The following is a 20,318-nucleotide window of genomic DNA, read 5'->3' on the forward strand; positions in this document are numbered from 1 at the left end:
GAATGGCACCCTGTCGGGTGCTGTGGAGCTACTTATCGGACAAGTTGAAAAACGCTTTTATATCTTGCTATAAATCAGATGGTTAGAAAGGCGAAAACTGAGATGCAACTAAGCAATTGCTTTGTTGCATCTCGGCAATTGCTTAGTTGCATCTCGCCGATCGCTTAGTTGCAACTCCACTTTTGCTCTGCTACGGGAGGGTTAAGGATCGGACAAATTGGAAGGGGAAGGTACAAAAAAGGACCTCGGTGGGGAGGTCCTTTTTGATGGGTGATAAGGTTTGATGACTACTCGTGGTTGTCGTCCTTATGGCCATATCCGTATCCGTAGCCATATCCGTATCCATAACCGTAGCTCTTGACAAAGATGGAGTTATTGGTGTTGATGTCGTTGAGTATTAGGCTCATGCTGGATAGTTTCTGGTGGTCGGCGAGGTAATTGATATACTCCACATCGCGCTTATTGGTCTTATCGGATCGCAGTACATAGAGTGTGTGATCCACTACGCGACTGAGTACCAAGCTATCTACTACTGGCCCAACAGGGGCGGAGTCAACTAGGATATAGTCGTAGTGCTTCCGGAAGGTCTCGAATACCTCCTCTAGCCTAGGCCTAGCGAGTAGCTCGGTAGGGTTGGGTGGGATAGCACCGGCATTGATGATATCTAGGTTGGGGTACTCCTCTAGGTGCTGTATGAAGTGTATTGGATCTGTTGAGGTATCATTGAGTAGGTCGGTCATTCCGCCTAGAGATGCATTCTTGATCCCAAAGGTACGCTTCAGCTGAGGGTTACGGATATCTAGCCCCACGAGTAGCACTTTATACTGAAGTGCTGAGAGCGAGATGGCTAGGTTGCTGACTACAAAGGTCTTTCCCTCTCCACTCACGGTGGAGGTACACATCAGTACCAATGGTCGCTTATTCTGAGTGAGGAAGCTGAGGTTGGTACGGATATTTCTAAAGGCCTCTGTGGCTACACTATTACCCTCTAGCTGCACCAATAGCTCGGGAAGATCGCCCTCTCCTGAGGCTGATTTTTGCTGAGGTATTCCTCCGGCAATCGGTAGGTTGGTGAGCTTTTTGAGATCCTCTTCTGTGCGAATCTTGGTTTGAGTGAGCTTCCAGAGGTAGATCGCTATCGTTGGCAATATCAAGCCGAGTAATAGGCTGGCCAAATAAATGATTGGCTTTTTGGGGCTCGAAGGCTTAGTGGCGGCAAGTGCATTATCCACTACCTTGGCACTCTCAAGTGATGAGGCGAGCTCAATGGAGGTCTCTTCCCGGCGGGTGAGTAGCATCAGGTAGAGATTGGAGCGGATAGATCGCTGACGCTCGATATCTGTGCTGATGCGCTCAAAGGTAGGAGCTTGCGAGATGCGAGAGCTGTAGCGTTGCTCCATTCCCTTCAGACCATTCAGCTGTATCTGAAGCCCTTGCTTTGCCACATCGGCGGCCTCTAAGATATTGGTTCGTGCTACATTGAGGTTTTCGGTGAGGCTCTTTACCTTGGGGTGGTCTTTATTGGCAGCCTCTAGCAGACCGTCTCGCTCAAAGACCATTTGATTGTATATCTCCACGGCGGTTTGTAGGGTACCGTCGGTAAACCCTAGGCTACCAGGTATGATTTCATACTTCCCCTCCTTTGCCTTTAGGTCATTGATAAGGAAAGCGACCAGCTTCAGCTGCGTCTCTGCCTCTGCCCGCTTTTGATCGATCATAGCGGTGGAGGAGACGACTACGCCGAGGTCTTGGTAGCTGGTGACACCTTGGCTCTTCTTTACCTCCTCTAGTTTTTTCTCCGTGGCATTGAGCTCCTCACCGATGAGGTTGATTCGCTCATTGATGAAGTCGTAGGTGCGCTGTGCGGTAGCATTTTTATCGATCGCCCGCTCCCTATTGTATACCTCAATGAGTTTGGAGAGAAAGCGCTCGCCCTTGGCTCTATTCTTGGCGGTAATCCCCAAGACTGCCACAGAGCCTTGCTTATTGGCTCTATCCACTGTGAGCCCGCCCTTCTCGGCATAGTAGATGGCGAGCTTTTGTGGTGATTGTATGGTGACATCAAAGCTGCTGGGGAGCTCCATTTTCCCCTCCTTGTAGCTCTCCCGCTTGGTGATGGAGGCGATGCCTTCGCCCAATACAAAGGTGGCTGGTAGGGAGTCGATGACTATGGCTTCGCCCTTGACATAGTCTGAAGAGATCTTGTACCCCTTGTCGCTAATCGACTCTATGGTGAGCGTAATGGGGGCACCTATTTTACTTAGCCCTACGGGGTCCATGGATATCTCAAAGGGGAGCTCGCTATCCCATACTGTAGTGGTGAGCCCCTTTCGACTGGTCACCTCTACATACTGCTGGCTCTCCTCTATGGTCTTTTGAAGGATCTCACGCGAACCGAGTATCTCTAGCTCGTTATCTACATTGACATTCTTTACCCCCATGCCTAGCTCGGCAAAGTCGAGTCCCTGTATCTGTGGGCTACTTTTATCTTTTTGCTCTAGGAATAGCACCGAGGCCTTAACGGGATACTGTGGGCTGCTACTTTTGATAAATAGCCAGCCGAGGAGCAGGCAAAGCACCAGTGCAATGAGGTAGATGGGCCAATACCTAAAGTAGTCTATTAGGATGCTTAGAATATCCACCTCTTCTTCATTTCCCATTGCCTGTGATGGGCTCATCTCGGGCGCCGCGGGGATATGGGTGGGCTGCTGTGGGTTAGGGTTGTTATTTATTTGAGTCATAAGCTATGATCGATTTCTGCTTATCGTCTTAATATGGTGACTAGAAGGTTGGCTACTGTAAGTGCAATCGAAGAGATGCTGATCCATACAGTGGTGCCCGAGCTGATGTTGGACGATGAGGCTATGGCATTATTGGGCATCACGTAGACTACATCTCCCTGCTGTAGGTAGTAGTAGGGCGAATTGATGATGTTGGGATCCATCAGATTGACACTCACCAAGGTGGTGGAGCCATCTTTATTCTCCCGAAGTATCTTCACCTGATCTCGTATACCATATATAGTAAGGTCTCCCGCATTGGCGAGTGCCTCGAAGAGATTTACCTTGCCATTGGCCGAAACAAATGCCCCTGGCTTGTGCACTTCACCGAGCACTGAGTAGCGGTAGTTTTGGATCTGGACATTGACGCTGGGCACCTCATTGAGATAGGTTGTTAGTGCCTTTTTGACCACCTCCTCCGCCTCCCTTAGGGTGAGACCACCGAGCTTCGTGAGCCCTAGCACTGGTAGGTCGACCTCGCCAGAATTATCCACCAAAAAGGTGCGTATTCCATTTTGCACGCTAGAATACTGCTGCTGAGGGTTCCAGTAAATCCCATTGAAGCTTGCCACCAACTCGGGCTTGGAAGCTTGGATATTGACCGTGAGGATATCCTTTGGTTTGATGGTAGCATCTTGGAGGGCACGGGCTTCCGTTTGCATCTTATTCTCCGCATATTGTAGATAGGCAACATCCTTGGTGCTGGCACAGCTAGCCAGTAATAATAGGAGCAGTGCCGATAGAAGGGTCGAATGCAGTCTCATATCGTTCATTATTAAATTTGAGTTTGAATACAACACACCATATGCAAAAGTAACAATAATAAGTGATATACGGGTATCCTTGAGTGGGGGTTACGCTTTAGAGCGTCGTATCGTGTTGCATTTATCTGAGTGTTTATAGGGCGGGCCTCTGCGAGATCCTTTCTCCATTACCCTCAAAAACCTATATGAGACTGTTGCACGAAGGCGGTCTCTAAAGTGTGGCAATATAAAAAAGAGTAGGCGGAAAGCTAATTAGCCTTCCGCCTACTTTATTTAGGGTGAACGACGGGGATCGAACCCGCGACAACTGGAACCACAATCCAGGGCTCTACCAGCTGAGCTACGTCCACCATGTCCGACTAGATAATTCTAATCGCGTGGACAAAGATACATAATATTTCTATAATCCAAAAGAAACCTCCCTAAAAAAATCAGTGGTTCCGCATTTGGTTTCTCTTGACGTGTGGCATCAATGGGAGTGTCTGTGGGGTAAGGACCTCTTCTAATGCGTAACCCCTGTATTGCGAGTGGTTTTTGGTCAGGCAGTAAAAAGTAATAGGGTTCATAGAAACCTATGAACCCTATTACTAGTGTTAATGTGTCTCTGTCGCTAGAGCTTTACACGACCTGTAATATCCTTTTGCCCTGCTGGGGTATCTTGGTCTTGGTCGTGAAGGGGAGCATATTTCCCATCAGGAATGTCAGAGAGGATAAAACCATTTGCTTTGCGTGCGGCTACAATGTTATCGGAAAGGGCTGTCGCTACTGCATTTGCTACCAAGTTAAGTAGCATACTACTGGTGTTGGCCACCTTGCAATCTACGGTAACATCAGCACTTCTCTGAAAGAGTACTTTATTATCCTTGGTAGATTTTAAGATGTATTCAATATTCACATCCATAGTATTTGTAAGCACAATCTTCTGCCACTTATTTATTACAGTAAAGAGCACGGCGTCAGCTGTGAACACGTTATTGAATGGCTTTAGACTACCGTCAATAAATAATTCAGCATCTTCTGCGCTTTCACTTTGTAAAAGTTCTTGAGCTAATAGTGGTGAAAAGACGTAGTATCCTCTCTCTACAAGAGGGTGGAAAAGTGAGGCATACACCGCCTCTTTAGCCTCTACTTTATTTGTCTTATTGATCGGAGGCATTACTAGTATGCTTAAAGGTTTCTGGGCGTATAGCTCTTTGTATACCTCCCCTTTCTTGCCATAGTTGGCAGTAAGCCCACATGATGAAAGTAGCAATAGCAAGCTCAGAAGCGAAGCTATTGAAAAGGCTAGTCTATTGTAGTGAGTTTTCATTTTTCAAACTGCTTAATTATCCTTGTAATAAATACTTTGCTCTCTGGGTATAGCTCAATCTCTTTTTTTAGGAGCTGTAGTCCCTCTTCTCTTTTCCCCTGTTTGATAAGGAGATACCCATATTCTGCACATATTCCAGGCTGGACCATTTTTCGAGTGCCATTTGGGGTGTTTATAAGGCGTTCGTACTCTTTAATAAGGTGCTCTTCGCTTTTGGGCGTTCTGTCCTTAGTGAAAGTATGAACAGCATTGTCATAACCGTACCAAGAATATAGGGTTTTTGTAGTGCTACAGCTACAAAGGGAAAGTGTCAAGATTACTGGTAGCAAAAAAAGAATTAAACGTTTCATGTTTATCGTAGCTCTATCAATTTGGTTTTTCTAGTTGATAAAAATATCTTGCCACTATAGAGCACCCTTCCCTCTTTGCTCTTAACAGCAATGGAATAAGTGCCTGGCTTAAGATAAAACTGTGGCTTCTTCCCCTCGCTCCCTTTTGTCTGTATTACCTTTGTCTCTGTGGGGTTACTACCATTAATGGTTACTACCACGGTTTCTTTAACAAGGGTCTTGTTGTCGCTAATTATCTTTAAATAGGCCTCATCAGCCAAGCCCCCTGTTGCGGAATTTACGGTGCCACAGGAAAGGAGAGCGACTGCTAGTATGGCACTCAATGCGAGGCCAATCCAATTCAAATGCTTCATTTTTTTTATCTTATTTCTTGTATATAATAATCCGAGAGCTTAGAGCCGTCAATAGCTCCTTCGACGATATTGACTATGGAGAACTCAGTCATCGGAGTGTCTCCCAAGGTCATTTGCACCTCAATTGCTCCCACTTTTTTACCTGGAAGTTCAATCATAGCACCTGTCTGAGGGTTCTTCACCCTTTTTCCTTTTGCGTAGATGTCAAATCTATCGCCTGCAACAAGTCCTTGAGAGGCTCCACCAGCAATGATAGTTCCGTCGTCATCCATGGAGATTATATAGGTACGCCAAGGCTTGTCCGCACATTTGTTGATGATATTCTCTACTAGCTGATCAATAGCAGCAGAAATAGCTTTGTCGGCTAGAGAAGCATCATACCCACTTACGCCCCCCATTCCTAGAGTAGACTTGCTAGTGGTATTGGCATACCCTTTAGCCTCCTCAGAATAGGTTGCGACCCCCGTAGCGACATCAACCAGCCTAAGGCTCACTCCAGCCTCTACCTGCTGGGTCTTTTTGGCAGTTAGAAGACCTACTTCGCCAGAAGTCTTACGTCCGAATTCTGTTACTGAACCGAGGATCACATAGTCGGCAGTTACCTTGTTGTCGTTGTTGCCATCGGCAATCTCTTTTGCGATTGCTTCGGCATCAGAGCGCTCAACGAGGATGAATTTACCTGAAGCAATTAATTTTGCGGTTAAGATGTCTTGAGCCTGCTTGGCGATTGGATCATTCTCACGGTCATAAAAGATGCCTTTGCCATATTGGGTCTCATTAGAAAACCTCCCGATAGCGACTTTCCATTTTAAGCTCCTTCCTTCATTTTCTTGACCATAGAGGTGTAGACCTCCAGATAGAAGGAGTAGAAAGACTATCCATACACGATACGATACATTTCTCATAAATACTTAATTATATGATTTGTGTTTCTTATTTCCTTGTGCAAGTTACCACTTTTTTGGAAATTGAACACATTAATGTCCTAACTTATTAAATTGATTTAAGTGATTTCTTTATTGGAGTAATGGAGCGCCTTATTAGGAGGACGAAGGGGGTGGCGGTGGAAATGCGGGTATTCGGAAAATTATGTGTACTTTTGTGCAGTATAATAGGGAGTTTGATAAGTCACTGAACGTATGGAGTACAATAAAGAGGCAGAAGGGATATTGCAGAGAATCGATAAGATGGCTGACGACTTGCAGCGACTTCGTAGAGAGGTGGCTCAGCTCCTTGTGAAGCATACCGAGCTATGTGCCAAAGGCGAGTCGACTGAAGCGGGTTCCGCAGAAGCACCTAGTGGTGAGCGAAGTGAGATATCCTGTATCTCGAGCCTTGAGGAGCTCTATGCACGGGACTTTGAGAGTGATGACGAGCCGACGGAGCATGAGCCAATCGCTTTTGAACCAGTTGGCGAGCCGATAAAGAGCGAAAAAGAGAGTAGCGACTCTCTGGACGACCTCTTCGTTAAGGCTGGCTCGGAAGAGGCGATGGAGGATCTTTTTGAGGCACGTAAGGGCTTTGACCTTCTCTCCAATCTGACCATTGCGGATCGATACCTCTTTGCTAATGAGCTCTTCTATGGAGATCAGGCGGCGCTGGAGGATATGCTGCGGGAAATGGAACCTCTGAGCAGTATGGCCCATGTGGAGAGCTATCTCTACGATGTGCGTAAGCTGGGGCGTGATGAGGAGGTGGTGAAGCACCTATTGGCGTTTGTTCAGGAGCATCGTTGTAAGTAACAAGCCTATGGTCTACCCACTAGTCGTCATACCTACCCCTGTGGGGAATATGGAGGATATTACGCTGAGGGCGTTGCGGCTGCTGAGGGAGGCGGATATGGTCTATGCTGAGGATACGCGGACCACTGCCAAGCTCTTTCAGGCGCACGATATACAGGCACCGCTCAAGAGCTTTCATATCCACAATGAGCACTCTGTAGCGGGGGAATTGGCGAGTAGAGTGGAGCGTGGCGAGCGGGTAGCTTTGGTCTCGGATGCCGGTACACCTGGGATTTCCGATCCTGGCTTTATGGCGGTGCGGGCTTGCTTGGAGCGGGGGCTTGAGGTGACTTGTTTGCCAGGGCCAACTGCTTTTGTACCGGCATTGGTTGGCTCGGGTTTGCCTTGTGAGCGCTTCTTTTTCGAGGGTTTTCTGCCGAATAAAAAGGGGCGGAAGACGCGGATAGAGGCACTAGTGGAGCGTGACGTGACGACGGTCCTTTATGAATCACCAAAGCGCTTGGTGAAGCTACTGGGGGAGTTGAAAGAGATAGTGGGCAGTGACCGCCAAGTGGTGGTTGCTCGGGAATTGAGTAAAAAGTTTGAGGAGTTTCACCGCGGAAGTGTGGCGGAGCTATTGAGTTATTTTGAGGAAAATGAGCCACTAGGTGAGATAGTGGTGATGGTCGCCCCCCAAGAGAAGCAGGAGAGCGTCCATGTGAATAAGTATAAAGAGCATAATTTTAGATAACAAACAGTATGAAACATCTTTTTTCATTGGCGACTATCGCCGCAATTGTTATGGTAGGTCTGTCATCTTGTGATGGTAAGGGCTCGTCCTATACCAAGCTACAGCAGAGCTACGATTCGCTCCTAGTTCAGAACACCCGCAGCCAGCAGGAGTTGGAGAGTGTGCTGGGACTAGTAATGGATGTGGAGCAGGAGATCAATAAAGTTTCGAACGCTGAGAATAAACTCCGTATGGGGCAAGCAAGTGGTGAATTTACTGAGAACGACCGTGAGCAGCTCCTCTCGGATGTCCGCTCTATGACTGCCTCTTTGGAGAAGAATAAAGAGGAACTAGCAAGGAAGCTGGAGGATCTGAAGCGCAAGGATATCAATATCTCTGCCCTCAATAAGAAGATCAATATGCTACAGCAGCAGATTGTACAGAAGGAGAATGCCATTACCCACATGACGCAGTTGCTAGCCTCTAAGGACTCTTTGATCTTGCAACAGGGTCAGCGAATCAGTGAGCTAGATGAGACCACTGGTGCTCAGGAGACGACGATTGCCCTACAGGACAAGACCATTTCGGAACAAGATCGTAAGCTGCACAGAGCACACTACTGCTTTGGTACTCACGAGGAGCTGAAGGAGCAAAACATCATCAGTAGTCGCTTCTTGCGCTCTGACAAGGTGCTTCCTGAGGGATATAATAAGGATTATCTCATCACCATTGATATCCGTGAGGTGAGGGAGATTCCTCTATTCGCGCCTAAGGCCAAGGTGCTTACCGAGCACCCAAGTAGCTCGTACGAATTGATTAAGGATGGTAATAAGAATATGATCCTCAAGATTAAGGACGTCGATAGCTTCTGGAGCTTAGGTCGCAACTTAGTGGTAGAGGTGAGTCTATAAACCAAGGTGTACAAGACCATACTGATAGACCTAGACGATACGCTCTGGGCCACTCAGCAGAATAATAAGGAGGCTATCCATCAGCTCTACCTCGAGGAGGGGTGGGCTGGTGGATATGCCTCCTTTGACCATTTTTGGTCGGTCTACTGGCCGAGCAATGAGGCTCTGTGGCATCAGTATCGACACTCAGAGATTACGAAGTACGAGCTTACAATAGAGCGATTTCGCCGACCACTCGAGGCTATCCAGCACTTTACGGAGGAGGAGATTCTCCGCTTCAATGACCGCTTTCTGCACCTCTCTTCGCATAAGGAGGGGGTGGTAGAGGGAGCTATTGAGCTGCTTCAACACCTCAAAACCCTCTATAAGGTGGTGGTGGTCTCTAATGGCTTTACAGAGGTACAGCGGCGTAAGATGGAGGTGTCGGGCATTGCTCCCTATATCGATGTGACAGTGCTGAGTGAGGAGGTGGGGATCAGCAAGCCCTACAAGGGGATATTTGACCAAGCACTCAGCAAAAGCGGTACTAGAAGGGGTGAGGCGATCATGATAGGCGATAGTTGGGACGCAGATATTTTGGGCGCCCAGAATGCCAAGCTACCCAGTATCTGGTTCAATCCAGAGCAGCTCCCTTTCCCTGAACAGTCGCTCCGCTATCCAGTCATTGAGGTGACTCGACTTGATGAGATTCCAGCATTACTACGGCAAACGATATGAAAAAGAAGATAGTATTCTCCACCCTTCTACTCTTTTCGCTCGTGATGATGAGTGGGGTAGAGCCTCACAGGCAAGGCCGCGAGCTTCCTGATGAGGTGCCTGTAGCTGAGGTGGATAGTTGTGCCTTGCTCTATAGTCAGTTGGGCTTGGAGGGGAAGGTGAGTCCGAAGGCTTTTAGAACCGCCTATCACGGCTACTACAAGGTGACGCAGCGACACAAGGAGCTGCTTACGCTTATTGACTTCACCAAGCCCTCCAATAGTGAGCGCCTCTATGTGATCAATATGGCGGAGGGCACGATGCTCTTTGAGAGTGTGGTGGCACACGGTCGGAATAGCGGTTCGCTCTACGCCACTGACTTCTCCAATCGGAGCAATAGCCACCAAAGCTCGCTTGGCTTTTACCTTACAGGGGAGACCTACAGGGGGAGTAATGGTTACTCACTTCGGCTTGATGGGCTGGAGAAGGGCTTTAATGACAATGCCCGAGCTAGAGCCATCGTGATTCACGGGGCTAAGTATGCCAATCCCGCCATCTGCCGAGGGGGGCAGCGACTAGGTAGGAGCTTCGGTTGCCCTGCCTTGCCGGAGCAACTTAATCGTCCGATTATTGATGCGATCAAAGGGGGCAGTGTTCTCTTTATCTATGCCGAGGATCCCAACTACCTCTCCCAAAGTCAGTTGGTAGGGGAAGGCAATTCTGCCCATCTGAGTTAGCTCTATTCGGTGATGGATTACCTATTAGTCGCCTTAGGAGGTGCCTTTGGTGCCTTCTCGAGATATGGGCTTTCGTCGCTTTGGTCCACGCACATCACTACCGCTCCATCGTGGAGTGGCACGCTACTGATCAATGTAGTTGGAGGGTTCCTCATCGGGGTGTTTTATGCCCTTTCGCAGCAAGAGGGTGCCACGTGGGGTGGGTGGAGCCTGCTACTAATCACTGGATTTTGTGGTGGGTTTACCACTTTCTCCACCTTCGGGCTAGAGCTCTTCCACACCCTCTCAGAGGGGCAATACCTCTCGGCACTTCTCTATGTACTCCTCTCCGTACTGCTCACCCTCTTAGCCGTAGCCGGAGGCATCTCAATCATCGGCATCAAACACTAACTGGTAGATATAGAAACTCCGCCACCTGTAGGCTTAGACCTATAGGTGGCGGAGTTGTTAATTATGCTCTTGAGAGAGGGGGTTACTCCTCCTCGTCGGTGTGGTGAGCCTCGATGAGTGCCTCTTGGATATCTCCAGGCACTAGTTCGTAGCTTGCAAACGTCATGGTGAAGGAAGCTCTACCGCCGGTAAGCGAACTGAGGGCAGTGGAGTAGTTGGAGAGCTCCTTTAGGGGTACCTTAGCCTTGATCTCCTCATAATCGGCCTTACTATCCATACCCATGATGATACCTCTACGTCCCTGTAGATCGCTCATCACATCACCCATATAGTCGGCAGGCACCGCTACCGTTACGTCGTAAATCGGCTCCAGAATCTTAGGCGCAGCATTGCGGAAAGCCTCATTGAAGGCGTTGCGACCGGCTAGCATAAAGGAGACCTCATTACTATCTACAGGGTGCATCTTACCATCATAAACGATCACACGCACGTCACGGGCATAAGAGCCGGTTAGTGGCCCTTGCTCCATACACCCCATAATACCCTTAAGGATAGCAGGCATAAAGCGGGCATCGATGCTACCGCCCACAATGCTATTCACAAAGACTAGCTTGCCACCCCACTCAAGAGGAATCTCCTGAGTCTCCTTGGGATTGATCTTGAACTCCTGGCCATTGAACTTATAGACGCTCTGAACAGGTTGACCCTCGGTATAAGGCTCTAGGATCAGGTGTACCTCACCAAATTGACCGGCACCACCTGACTGCTTCTTGTGACGATAGTCGGCACGAGCTGTCTTCGTGATGGTCTCACGATAAGGGATACGAGGCTCAAGGTACTCAATCTCAATCTTCTCATTATTCTCCAAGCGCCACTTGAGCGTACGTAGGTGGAACTCTCCCTGTCCGTAAACGATCAACTGGCGGAGCTCCTTGCTATGCTCGATGATCCAAGTAGGATCCTCATAGTGCATACGGTGCAGTGCCTCACTCATCTTCTCAGAGTCGGCCTCATTCACCGCCTTAATGGCACGGCGATACTTAGGAGCTGGGTACTCCATTGGTGGGAAGGTATAGCTAACGCCCTTGGCATTCAGTGTATTCCCCACACGTACGTCCTTTAGCTTGACCACCGCGCCGATATCTCCAGCATGAAGGACACTTACTTTGGTACGGTTACCACCTTGTGGTGTAAAGAACTGGGTGAGTCGCTCCTTGGACTCGTTACGGTCTTGATTTACAAGGTCCACACCCTCTGTAAGGGTACCACTCACTACCTTGAAGTAATCAACCTGACCGATATGTGGCTCCATAGCACTCTTAAAGAAGTAGAGCGATATAGGAGCATTAGAGTCGGGCTTCACCTCTGTGCCGTCGCTAGCTACGATAGGCTTTACTTTCTCTGTAGTAGGCACTACATTCCCTAGGAATTCCATCGTCCTCCGAACGCACATATCCTTCCCTGCACTTACGCAGAATACAGGGTACATATCTCTATTGATAAGGCCTTGGCGGATTCCTTCGCGCATCTCATCCTCTGTGAGGGTACCGAGCTCAAAGAACTTCTCCATCAAAGTCTCGTCATTTTCAGCTGCCGCCTCAATCAGAGCTTGCTGATACTCCTTCGCCTTATCCATTAGTTCATCAGGGATATCTAGCACCTCAGGCTTGCCACCCTCTGGTCCCCACTGATAGAGTTTCATCTTCAGTACATCCACAATCTGATTGAAGTTAGGCCCTGTAGTCACTGGGAATTGTACTGCTACTACCTTAGTACCGTAGTGCTCTCTGAGCTGATGATAGCTATTCTCAAAGTCGGCCTTTTCGTGATCCAGCTGATTGATGATAAAGATCACCGGTTTTTGGAAACGGCGGGTCTGCCTAAATTGATTGATCGTCCCCACCTCTAGCCCTTGCTGAGCATTGATCACCATCAGGGCACAGTCAGTCACGTAGAGTGCACTTACCGTACCGCCGATAAAATCGTCCGAACCAGGACAGTCTATAAAATTGAGTTTCTTATCTTGCCACGGTACAGAAAATACACTAGTAAATACTGAGTAACCATAATCCTTCTCCACAGGGAAGTAGTCACTCACTGTATTGCCAGCCTCTACTGTACCGCGGCGCTGAATAGCGCCAGCCTCAAAGAGCATCGACTCTATCAGAGTGGTCTTACCGGAGCCCGAGCTACCGAGTAGAGCGATGTTGCGGATCTCATTTGTCTGAAATTCCTTCATGTCGTTCGTTTTTTAGATGGTTTGTATATTCTTGGTTTTCTGTATTCAGTTTGGTTGCGAACGGTCATTATATACGGTCTTCCCGCTATTTGATGATGTTTTTTCCTTCCGCTCCACAAGTTACGTAATTATTACGATATTTCCAATAGCTGCCCTTCCAAACACCGCACGTTATTTCCTTTTGTAAGTTGTTACACATATAATATATATAGGCTGTCAGACGAAGGTGATTTGAGGTGTCTCTTTAGAAATATGTGCTTGCTAACGTAGCAGGGTAACTCTATAAGCTGGTAGTTCCTTGGTCTCTATCGTGAAAAAATCCCATTGGTAGTAAGCCAAAAGTTTAGTTGCAACAAAGCGATCGGTGAGTTGCAACTAAGCTTTTGCTGAGATGCAACTAAGCGATTGCTTTGTTGCATCTCAGTTGACGGCTATATATGATGTTGAATATCAGTGGATTGCAAAGGTAGATTTTGTGCTTTGATATCAGCTCTATTTTTACTCTATTTTTCACGATTATTGCAAGAAACTACCTACTGATTTGCCTTCGGAATTATAATGTTTGGCTTGCAATTGATGAATAAAGGGAGTGCAAGACGCCTTTTATTGTGTTAAATATGACAGGGTGTTAGAAACAAAGTTAATGTAAAGATGTATTCAAGTTATTTTGTGGTTATAATAATAATTCGTAATATTGTGCCACGAAGCTAATCATATCCATATTATCGCTTTATTGTTTTACATAATGACGTAAATTCGTATATAATGGCGTATTGTTGGCTTTGCTATTAAAAACATTTTTAACAACTATTGGTTATGAAAACACAACAATTCCTGACCTTTGTAGGTCTGCAGAGGTGGTTCCCGTTTATTGCGGTGCTATTGCTGTTGTCGTGTAGTAGGAATCAAGTGGCTCCTGAGGAGCCCGAGGTTGCTCCTACAGACCTTAGCCAGCTATCTCTAGCACCTGGTATGCTTAGAGGGGGTGATCCGATCGCCCCACCCGAGCCTATTGGTGAGCCTGGGGAGGGCGGTGAGGTTATCCCTACAGTTCGTGACGGGCTCAAGGGGGTCATCATTAGTCGCAGCTCTATGTACAGTGCTGGGGTAGTTTATAATGAGTACTTGCTCTTCAATCCTATGAGCAACCTAATCTATCCGGGCAATGTGCTAGTCGGTAATTCAATTAGCAATGGCCGTTATCTGCCAGTAAGAGGGCAAAAAATAGGGGAAGTGACCTGGTCCAGCCCCGATATGGTGCCCCTCAATCCACAGGAGATGCGGTTTGTTAAGACGGTGAATGAGCCAAAGTTTAGCGACTATGCGAGCACTATGCAGGAGTGGCGTGGAACACCCCAATTGCCTACTTCAGCAGTGACTACCTTTGAGATGACTGAGGTCAAAGATCTTCGTGAATTCAGCGCTAAACTAGGCATGGGCTTTGAGAGTGAAAATGCCAAGGCAGGAATTGTATTTGAGGGTAAGAGAGGTTTGCTACGCACTCACATATTGGTGAAGTTTGTCCAGAAGCTCTACTCTGTTTCTATGGATATCCCCAATCGCCAGCATCTACTCAGTGCCAGCCCCAACGCCCTAGGTGGGGTGATGCCAGTATACATCTCCGATGTATTTTATGGTCGTATGGGGTATGCACTCATTTCTTCCGACCATGATTATAGAGAGGTCTTAGCAGCTCTAGAGATTATGGTGCCTAAGTTCCACTTTGAGCTCTCTGCTAAGTACAAGAAGATTCTCGATGAGACCTTTACCCAGTATGTCTTTACTGGCGGTAAGTCTGGCGACCACGGTCTGTCTGTAAAGGAAGGGTGGGAAGGCTTTAAGCAAGGGATGAGTACCGAGCTCCTTCCTTCAGAGGCAGTGCCCGTAGCCATCACCCTTAGGTATGCCGATGATAATTCTGTTGCTCGAGTAGTGCAGAGTGGTCAGTACCCAGTCACGGAGAGCTACTTCGTAAAGGATTGCGATGAGATCACCTTCTCATTGCGCCCTGCTCAGCTCAAGGCCAATGCTGGTACCAAGGACGACCTCCAGGTATGGGGCCATACAGTGCTTACCGTGCCACGAGAGCTATCGACCACGGGGGAAAGCACCGATTATCGACTAGTATGGATCCCAATGAGCAAGTATATAAAGCTCGATAAGCAGAAGCAATCAGGGCTTCCAAGTGCCGAGAACACCACGATTACCATTAAGCGTCCTGAGGGAATGAGTATGCAAGACTTCCTCAATCAGAGGGTTTACATCGATACGCACTTCTATAATACCAATGCAGCAGGTACCATTACTGGTGACAACCTCGGAGAGAGCAAGTACAGCATACGCCTACAGGATCTGCTCTTTAATGCAGTTCACCACTCCCTTACTGTTACAACGCGCAAAAATGCTAGTAGAGATTACTCTGCTACTGTGCTATTTGACCTTTTCCACGATATTAAGGAGGTTGAGGAGATCCCCAATGGACTTCGCTCCGTTACCGTAGAGGGTGACCAGCCAAATACTTCCACTACTAGGTGTCTAGGTAGCCAGCCTCGGTCTTACTTTAATCAGAAATAACAATAATAAACGATAAGCAACTATGAAAAAGATATTTATTTCACTGCTATTCATCTTCGGTATGGTGATAGCATTTGCTAGCTGTAAAAAGGATAATATTGAAGTGCCTAATACCCCTGAGGAGACTCAAGATGCCTCTAATCTAAAGGCTCAGGTACGTGCCTTGCCTCTACCTGATGGTATGGATCAAGGGGAAGTTGGACAAAATCTTCCACCTCTTGATCCTATCGCTCCACAGATTGATGGCGAGGTAGTCGAGCCAGGTACCTTCGGTGGTCTGCATGGTATCTATATCACCCAGCGTAAGGTGTATAATTCGGGATTTGCCTTTGATGAGCTCTCTATATTCAACCCAGCAGGTAGCCTTATCTACCCAGGAAGTGTCTTTGTAGGTAGCTCTATCACCAATGGTAGGTATGTAAAGCTTCCTGGGACTACTGGTGAGGTGACTTGGAGTGCTATAGACCTTATCCCTGCCTCTCCTATGAATAACTATGTAGCCAGCTATATCAATCCTAAGGCTAGCGACTACAATCTTACGGTACAGCGTTGGTTTGGCTCACAAAACATGCCACTAGCAGCTACCACCGTATACGAAATCAACGAACTCTCTAGCTCTACAGAGATCGGGGCAGAGCTGGGTGTTGGTTACCAAAAGGAGGACCTTATTGCTAAGCTCAACCTAAGCACTTCACACCAAAAGATGAAGACCCACGTGCTCGTAAAAGCGATTCAAAAGGTATTTAGCATCGCAGTGGATATCCCTGACGGGTTTATCCTCAAGACTGCCAATGTAGAGGATATGGACGGTGTGATGCCTGTCTATGTATCTGAGGTATTCTACGGTCGTATGGGCTTTGCTGTTATCTCAAGCCAGCATGAGTATCACGATGTGGTAGCCGCCCTTAACCTCAATGTACCTACTGAGAATATTGATATCAATCTCCAAACCAAGTACAAGGAGATCCTAGATGCCTCTGTATCTAAGTCTCGTATCATCGGTGGTACCTCTCAAGAGCATGGATATGGTATGTCTATGGGTTGGGAAGGTTTCAAGAAGAGCCTTTCAAGTCCACTTACTGCCTCTTCGGCTAAGCCAGTGGCTTATACGCTTAGGTATGTTCATGATAATTCAGTAGCAAGAGTAGTGCTCACGAGTGACTTTGTTCGCAACGAGTCTTACTTCGTTCCAGATATGGATGAGCTAGTTCTTCGCTTTACTCCACGTACGCTGAGAGCTAAGTCGGATAATATCAAGCCTTTGTATGTACATGGTAAGGTGACTATCGCACTAGCAGGTGGTCGTGAGCAGACTATCTTTGAGCGTCCAGTGAATAACTATATCCGCATCGATGACCCAGAGCAAGATGTTGCACTCCCTGATACGGAGGGTCTCGAGGTGTCTCTTAAGCGTCCACAAGGTATGAGTATGGCCGACTTCCTTAAGATGGAGGTGACCATCAGTGGATACTTTGGGCATGCTGTAGCCAATGGTACACGCAACCTTTATGACCTCGGCTCTGAGAGCACTACTTGCACCGTTCGCGAGCTGCTTATGATGGCGAATAGGGGAGCATTCAACTTCTTTACCCAAGAGAAGCGAACCAACCAGCGCGAAGCTAACCTAGTGCTCGATATTCAAGCTGATAATGGTATCCGTCAGGTGGATGGCACTATCTCTCAACTGTAATATTAATGTGAACTAAATAATAATTAACCCAAACAACTTTTGACTATGAACAGAAGAAGTTATTTGTGGCTGCTGCTCATCGCAGGTCTATTCTTTGCCTCTGCCAGCCTATTGATAGGCTGTAAGTCGGAGGGCAGGGGAGTGCCTAGCGATGGTGACGACCAGCCCATTACCACTGAGGCACGCCACCTCTCCGTAGATGAGGCCAAGGCGATTGCCCTTAGGTTTTTTGCGGAAAATGGTGCTCTAAAGGGGGCTACTGATACCGATCAGATTTCGGGAATAGAATTAGCTTTTGCCGAGCCGACAAGTTCCACCGCTCTTCGGGCTGCTTCGTCTGATGCACAGACCGATGCTCAGTCATCTCTCCCAGCTTATTATGTATTCAATATCAATAAAGGCTTTGTGGTGGTCTCTGCGTGGGATGTCACCTTCCCTATCTTAGGGTATTCTGAGGATGGTAGCTTTTTCGGAGCAGAGCTCGCCAATGCTAGCGTAGAGGAGCGCCCAGCCGAGGCCTCCAACGTGCTTAGCTTCCTAGGGGCTTATGCCAGAAGCATTGACTCCCTCCGTCAGGTAACTCCTGTGACAAAGGCTCTCCGAGCAGCTTACGACCAAGCTATCAATGGCGTGGTGGTAGAGGAGTCGCTACGTGCTTATAATAATATTGCCCCATTGCTAGGCAATATCAAGTGGAATCAATCTCCCTACTACAATGAGTACATCCCATACGGTCATCCAGTAGGCTGTGTTGCTACAGCCACTACTCAGATTATGAGATACTGGAAGTACCCACCTCGTGGTACTGGCTCTCATACCTCTACCCACGATGGAAAGTATGCCAATTTTAATAAAGAGTACCTCTGGGATCAAATGCCAGCGGCTACCCTTCGCCAACGCAATCACCAAATTGCACAGCTCTCCTATGATGTGGCAGTGGGGCTTAATATGATGTTCTCTGCTTATGGTAGCGGTACATGGCAGTACTACGTGCCTGGGCTATTGAGAGATCACTTCTATTACAAAAATACCATCCGTGATATCTATCGCTCCAATTATAATACGGCTCAGTGGACCAATATCGTCTACAATGAGCTAGCCAACGGGCGCCCAGTACAGTATGCTGGCTCGGGCAATGGTGGTGGTCACTCCTTTGTCTGCGATGGCTATAGCGGAGGTTACTTCCATATCAATTGGGGGTGGGGAGGTATGTCGGATGGATACTTCCTACTCCATGCCCTTGACCCCAACTCTCTCGGTACTGGTGGCGGTAGCGGAGGCTTTAACTATGGTCAGGATATCGTGATCGGCATTGAGCCTAATCAGAGGCCTAACCCCAACCCTGATCCCGATCCTACTCCTGAGACTGGCGACATCACTCCACTCAACATCAACCAATACAAGCAGATGCTCACCTTCCGTGGTGGCAATCGTGTAGATGTTGGTCGTGGCTATACTGCACCTATGGTGGTTTATCTCAAGGCAACTGATTGTAGCTACTGCGAGCATACTCAGCCAAGTGTAGAGCTATTAGCCCGTGAGTACAAGGGGAAGGTGAAGTTTTATAGCTTCGACGTGAACCCAGGTGGTCAATGGGAGCATTGGGATTTCATCACTCAGCAGCTAGGTATCAAGACGGTACCCGACCTATTATTTATCAGTAAAGAGGGTACCTTTGTACTCAAAAATGGTGTGATCGATAAGGGGCTTAATGCTGCAGGTGGAGCCAAGATATTCCGTCCTTATGTAGAAGCACTACTCCAAGGTGGCGGTGTAGATCCTACTCCTACCCCTTCGGGTGACTACTGCAAGTCTATGGGTAGGTATGCACGGAGCACCTACATTGCACAAGTATCTCTTGCTAATGTCAATAACGTTACCCGTGGTAATACCGGTGGCTACAATTACTTTAGTAGCAAAGCTATTGAGCTAACGAAGGGGGAGAGCTATACACTCACCCTCACACCAGGCTCTATCTATGGTAGCTACCCAGAGTACTTTAGAGTATGGATTGACTTTAATGGTGATAAAGTATTCTCTAGTAATGAGCTAGTTGCCGACTTTAATACCACTCAGTCCAATGTGGCAGTCTCCAAGCGGATCTCTATCCCAGCAGGTGCTACCAAGGGCAATACCCGCATGAGGGTATCCATGAAGTGGGGAGCTGCAGCCGAGCCTTGTGAGGTCTTTGACCACGGAGAGGTAGAGGACTATCTCGTAAATATCAAGGATAAGTACACGCCAACTCCTGACCCAACTCCCGATCCAACTCCCGATCCAACTCCTGACCCAGAGGACGATCCTTATCCAGTTTCCTACGGTAAGGACTCCAACTATGGCTATATCAGCAGTGTGTATATCGGCGATATGAAGAATAATTCACGAGGTGATAACTATGCCTCCTATATCAATACCCATCACATCACTGGTACTCCTGGACGAGCACTTAGCTATTCTTTGAGCCCATCATTCGGAACTCAGCAGACCTATTGGTGCTACTGGCGTATTTGGATCGACTACAATAAGGACGGTAAGTTTACCAATAACGAGTTGGTAGCATCAAGATACGGTTACCAGCAAGTGAGCGGGTGGTTTACCCTTCCTTACAGAATGGAGCCAGGGCTCTATCGTGTAAGAGTAAGTATGAAGATGAACGAAGGCTATCCAATGCCTGATGAGGTCTTCAATTACGGAGAGGTAGAGGACTATCGACTAAGAATCCGCTAACCCACTACCCTTTTAAGTTACCCCGAGGGGGCTCCATCGCTATTTAATGCGGTGGAGCCCCCTCCCTTCATCTTAACACCGAGCCTACAAAATACCCGCCACTATAGTAGGGTAAAATTCCAGTTGCAACAAAGCAAACGACGAGTTGCAACAAAGCAAACGACGAGATGCAACAAAGCAAATGCTTAGTTGCAACTCAGTTTTTGCTTAGATAATACTATTGATTATCAGGTAGTTACAGAATCCTATGCCGAAAGCTTTCTAATCATCCTAAGTTCTAAACCGAAGAAGTGCCTTTATGAGGGTATCTTAGTTAGTTTTAGTACCTTTGCTTAAGGTAAACGCTC

The 20,318-nt window shown here is 47.6% G+C and carries 16 protein-coding genes and 1 tRNA gene; 9 read left to right on the forward strand and 8 right to left on the reverse strand.

Features of this window, described 5'->3' with window-relative positions:
* Positions 1-287 precede the first annotated feature (287 nt).
* The 7 genes from A3GK_RS0106295 to A3GK_RS0106325 all read right to left on the reverse strand — a co-directional run bounded on the left by A3GK_RS0106295 (position 288) and on the right by A3GK_RS0106325 (position 6,461).
* A complete protein-coding gene (locus tag A3GK_RS0106295; RefSeq protein ID WP_018028624.1) occupies positions 288-2,741 on the reverse strand; it encodes a polysaccharide biosynthesis tyrosine autokinase in 2,454 nt (817 codons plus the stop codon).
* A 20-nt stretch (positions 2,742-2,761) separates the two neighbouring features.
* A complete protein-coding gene (locus A3GK_RS0106300; RefSeq protein WP_026161764.1) occupies positions 2,762-3,544 on the reverse strand; it encodes a polysaccharide biosynthesis/export family protein in 783 nt (260 codons plus the stop codon).
* A gap of 277 nt (positions 3,545-3,821) precedes the next feature.
* Positions 3,822-3,894: transfer RNA gene (locus tag A3GK_RS0106305), tRNA-His, on the reverse strand.
* Between the two features lie 260 nt (positions 3,895-4,154).
* On the reverse strand, positions 4,155-4,853 hold the full coding sequence (locus A3GK_RS0106310) for a GNA1162 family protein (protein ID WP_018028626.1): 699 nt from the start codon (positions 4,851-4,853) through the stop codon (positions 4,155-4,157).
* Positions 4,850-5,203: a DUF4810 domain-containing protein gene (locus A3GK_RS0106315; RefSeq protein WP_018028627.1), complete on the reverse strand. Its 354-nt coding sequence runs from the start codon at positions 5,201-5,203 to the stop codon at positions 4,850-4,852. The genes A3GK_RS0106310 and A3GK_RS0106315 overlap by 4 nt, the downstream gene beginning before the upstream one ends.
* Before the next feature lie 2 nt (positions 5,204-5,205).
* On the reverse strand, positions 5,206-5,556 hold the full coding sequence (locus A3GK_RS0106320) for a hypothetical protein (RefSeq protein ID WP_018028628.1): 351 nt from the start codon (positions 5,554-5,556) through the stop codon (positions 5,206-5,208).
* 5 nt (positions 5,557-5,561) lie between these two features.
* Positions 5,562-6,461, reverse strand: a complete 900-nt coding sequence (locus A3GK_RS0106325; protein ID WP_018028629.1) for a CsgG/HfaB family protein — start codon at positions 6,459-6,461, stop codon at positions 5,562-5,564.
* Positions 6,462-6,695: 234 nt separating this feature from the next.
* Here A3GK_RS0106325 and A3GK_RS0106330 point away from each other — a divergent pair, with 234 nt between their 5' ends.
* From A3GK_RS0106330 to crcB, 6 genes are read left to right on the forward strand one after another with little or no spacing between them, the layout of a single operon-like run.
* On the forward strand, positions 6,696-7,298 hold the full coding sequence (locus A3GK_RS0106330; RefSeq protein WP_018028630.1) for a hypothetical protein: 603 nt from the start codon (positions 6,696-6,698) through the stop codon (positions 7,296-7,298).
* Positions 7,299-7,305: 7 nt separating this feature from the next.
* Complete coding sequence (gene rsmI, locus A3GK_RS0106335; protein WP_018028631.1) at positions 7,306-8,028, forward strand: 16S rRNA (cytidine(1402)-2'-O)-methyltransferase; 723 nt, start codon at positions 7,306-7,308, stop codon at positions 8,026-8,028.
* 8 nt (positions 8,029-8,036) lie between these two features.
* Positions 8,037-8,918 (forward strand): coiled-coil domain-containing protein, encoded by an 882-nt coding sequence (locus A3GK_RS0106340; protein WP_026161765.1) that lies wholly within the window; start codon positions 8,037-8,039, stop codon positions 8,916-8,918.
* A gap of 6 nt (positions 8,919-8,924) precedes the next feature.
* Positions 8,925-9,635 (forward strand): YjjG family noncanonical pyrimidine nucleotidase, encoded by a 711-nt coding sequence (locus A3GK_RS0106345; protein ID WP_018028633.1) that lies wholly within the window; start codon positions 8,925-8,927, stop codon positions 9,633-9,635.
* On the forward strand, positions 9,632-10,351 hold the full coding sequence (locus tag A3GK_RS0106350; protein ID WP_018028634.1) for a murein L,D-transpeptidase catalytic domain family protein: 720 nt from the start codon (positions 9,632-9,634) through the stop codon (positions 10,349-10,351). The genes A3GK_RS0106345 and A3GK_RS0106350 overlap by 4 nt, the downstream gene beginning before the upstream one ends.
* Before the next feature lie 12 nt (positions 10,352-10,363).
* Positions 10,364-10,741, forward strand: coding sequence for a fluoride efflux transporter CrcB (gene crcB, locus A3GK_RS0106355; protein WP_018028635.1), 378 nt, complete (start codon positions 10,364-10,366; stop codon positions 10,739-10,741).
* A gap of 82 nt (positions 10,742-10,823) precedes the next feature.
* On the opposite strand, the gene A3GK_RS0106360 is transcribed toward crcB, so the two are convergent.
* Positions 10,824-12,980 (reverse strand): elongation factor G, encoded by a 2,157-nt coding sequence (locus A3GK_RS0106360; protein ID WP_018028636.1) that lies wholly within the window; start codon positions 12,978-12,980, stop codon positions 10,824-10,826.
* An 816-nt stretch (positions 12,981-13,796) separates the two neighbouring features.
* Between A3GK_RS0106360 and A3GK_RS0106365 the strand changes: the two genes are divergently transcribed.
* From A3GK_RS0106365 to A3GK_RS0106375, 3 genes are read left to right on the forward strand one after another with little or no spacing between them, the layout of a single operon-like run.
* Positions 13,797-15,554, forward strand: coding sequence for a thiol-activated cytolysin family protein (locus tag A3GK_RS0106365; protein WP_018028637.1), 1,758 nt, complete (start codon positions 13,797-13,799; stop codon positions 15,552-15,554).
* A gap of 22 nt (positions 15,555-15,576) precedes the next feature.
* On the forward strand, positions 15,577-17,244 hold the full coding sequence (locus A3GK_RS0106370; RefSeq protein ID WP_018028638.1) for a thiol-activated cytolysin family protein: 1,668 nt from the start codon (positions 15,577-15,579) through the stop codon (positions 17,242-17,244).
* A 45-nt stretch (positions 17,245-17,289) separates the two neighbouring features.
* On the forward strand, positions 17,290-19,971 hold the full coding sequence (locus A3GK_RS0106375; protein WP_018028639.1) for a C10 family peptidase: 2,682 nt from the start codon (positions 17,290-17,292) through the stop codon (positions 19,969-19,971).
* Positions 19,972-20,318: the final 347 nt, after the last annotated feature.

It is taken from the genome of Porphyromonas somerae DSM 23386, from assembly GCF_000372405.1.
Classification (GTDB): domain Bacteria; phylum Bacteroidota; class Bacteroidia; order Bacteroidales; family Porphyromonadaceae; genus Porphyromonas_A; species Porphyromonas_A somerae.

What these genes read in the sequence shown, in the direction of transcription:
- A3GK_RS0106295 (WP_018028624.1), bottom strand. Translation starts at nt 2,741, where the DNA reads ATGACTCAAATAAATAACAACCCTAACCCACAGCAGCCCACCCATATC.
- A3GK_RS0106300 (WP_026161764.1), bottom strand. Translation starts at nt 3,544, where the DNA reads ATGAGACTGCATTCGACCCTTCTATCGGCACTGCTCCTATTATTACTG.
- A3GK_RS0106310 (WP_018028626.1), bottom strand. Translation starts at nt 4,853, where the DNA reads ATGAAAACTCACTACAATAGACTAGCCTTTTCAATAGCTTCGCTTCTG.
- A3GK_RS0106315 (WP_018028627.1), bottom strand. Translation starts at nt 5,203, where the DNA reads ATGAAACGTTTAATTCTTTTTTTGCTACCAGTAATCTTGACACTTTCC.
- A3GK_RS0106320 (WP_018028628.1), bottom strand. Translation starts at nt 5,556, where the DNA reads ATGAAGCATTTGAATTGGATTGGCCTCGCATTGAGTGCCATACTAGCA.
- A3GK_RS0106325 (WP_018028629.1), bottom strand. Translation starts at nt 6,461, where the DNA reads ATGAGAAATGTATCGTATCGTGTATGGATAGTCTTTCTACTCCTTCTA.
- A3GK_RS0106330 (WP_018028630.1), top strand. Translation starts at nt 6,696, where the DNA reads ATGGAGTACAATAAAGAGGCAGAAGGGATATTGCAGAGAATCGATAAG.
- rsmI (WP_018028631.1), top strand. Translation starts at nt 7,306, where the DNA reads ATGGTCTACCCACTAGTCGTCATACCTACCCCTGTGGGGAATATGGAG.
- A3GK_RS0106340 (WP_026161765.1), top strand. Translation starts at nt 8,037, where the DNA reads ATGAAACATCTTTTTTCATTGGCGACTATCGCCGCAATTGTTATGGTA.
- A3GK_RS0106350 (WP_018028634.1), top strand. Translation starts at nt 9,632, where the DNA reads ATGAAAAAGAAGATAGTATTCTCCACCCTTCTACTCTTTTCGCTCGTG.
- crcB (WP_018028635.1), top strand. Translation starts at nt 10,364, where the DNA reads ATGGATTACCTATTAGTCGCCTTAGGAGGTGCCTTTGGTGCCTTCTCG.
- A3GK_RS0106360 (WP_018028636.1), bottom strand. Translation starts at nt 12,980, where the DNA reads ATGAAGGAATTTCAGACAAATGAGATCCGCAACATCGCTCTACTCGGT.
- A3GK_RS0106365 (WP_018028637.1), top strand. Translation starts at nt 13,797, where the DNA reads ATGAAAACACAACAATTCCTGACCTTTGTAGGTCTGCAGAGGTGGTTC.
- A3GK_RS0106370 (WP_018028638.1), top strand. Translation starts at nt 15,577, where the DNA reads ATGAAAAAGATATTTATTTCACTGCTATTCATCTTCGGTATGGTGATA.
- A3GK_RS0106375 (WP_018028639.1), top strand. Translation starts at nt 17,290, where the DNA reads ATGAACAGAAGAAGTTATTTGTGGCTGCTGCTCATCGCAGGTCTATTC.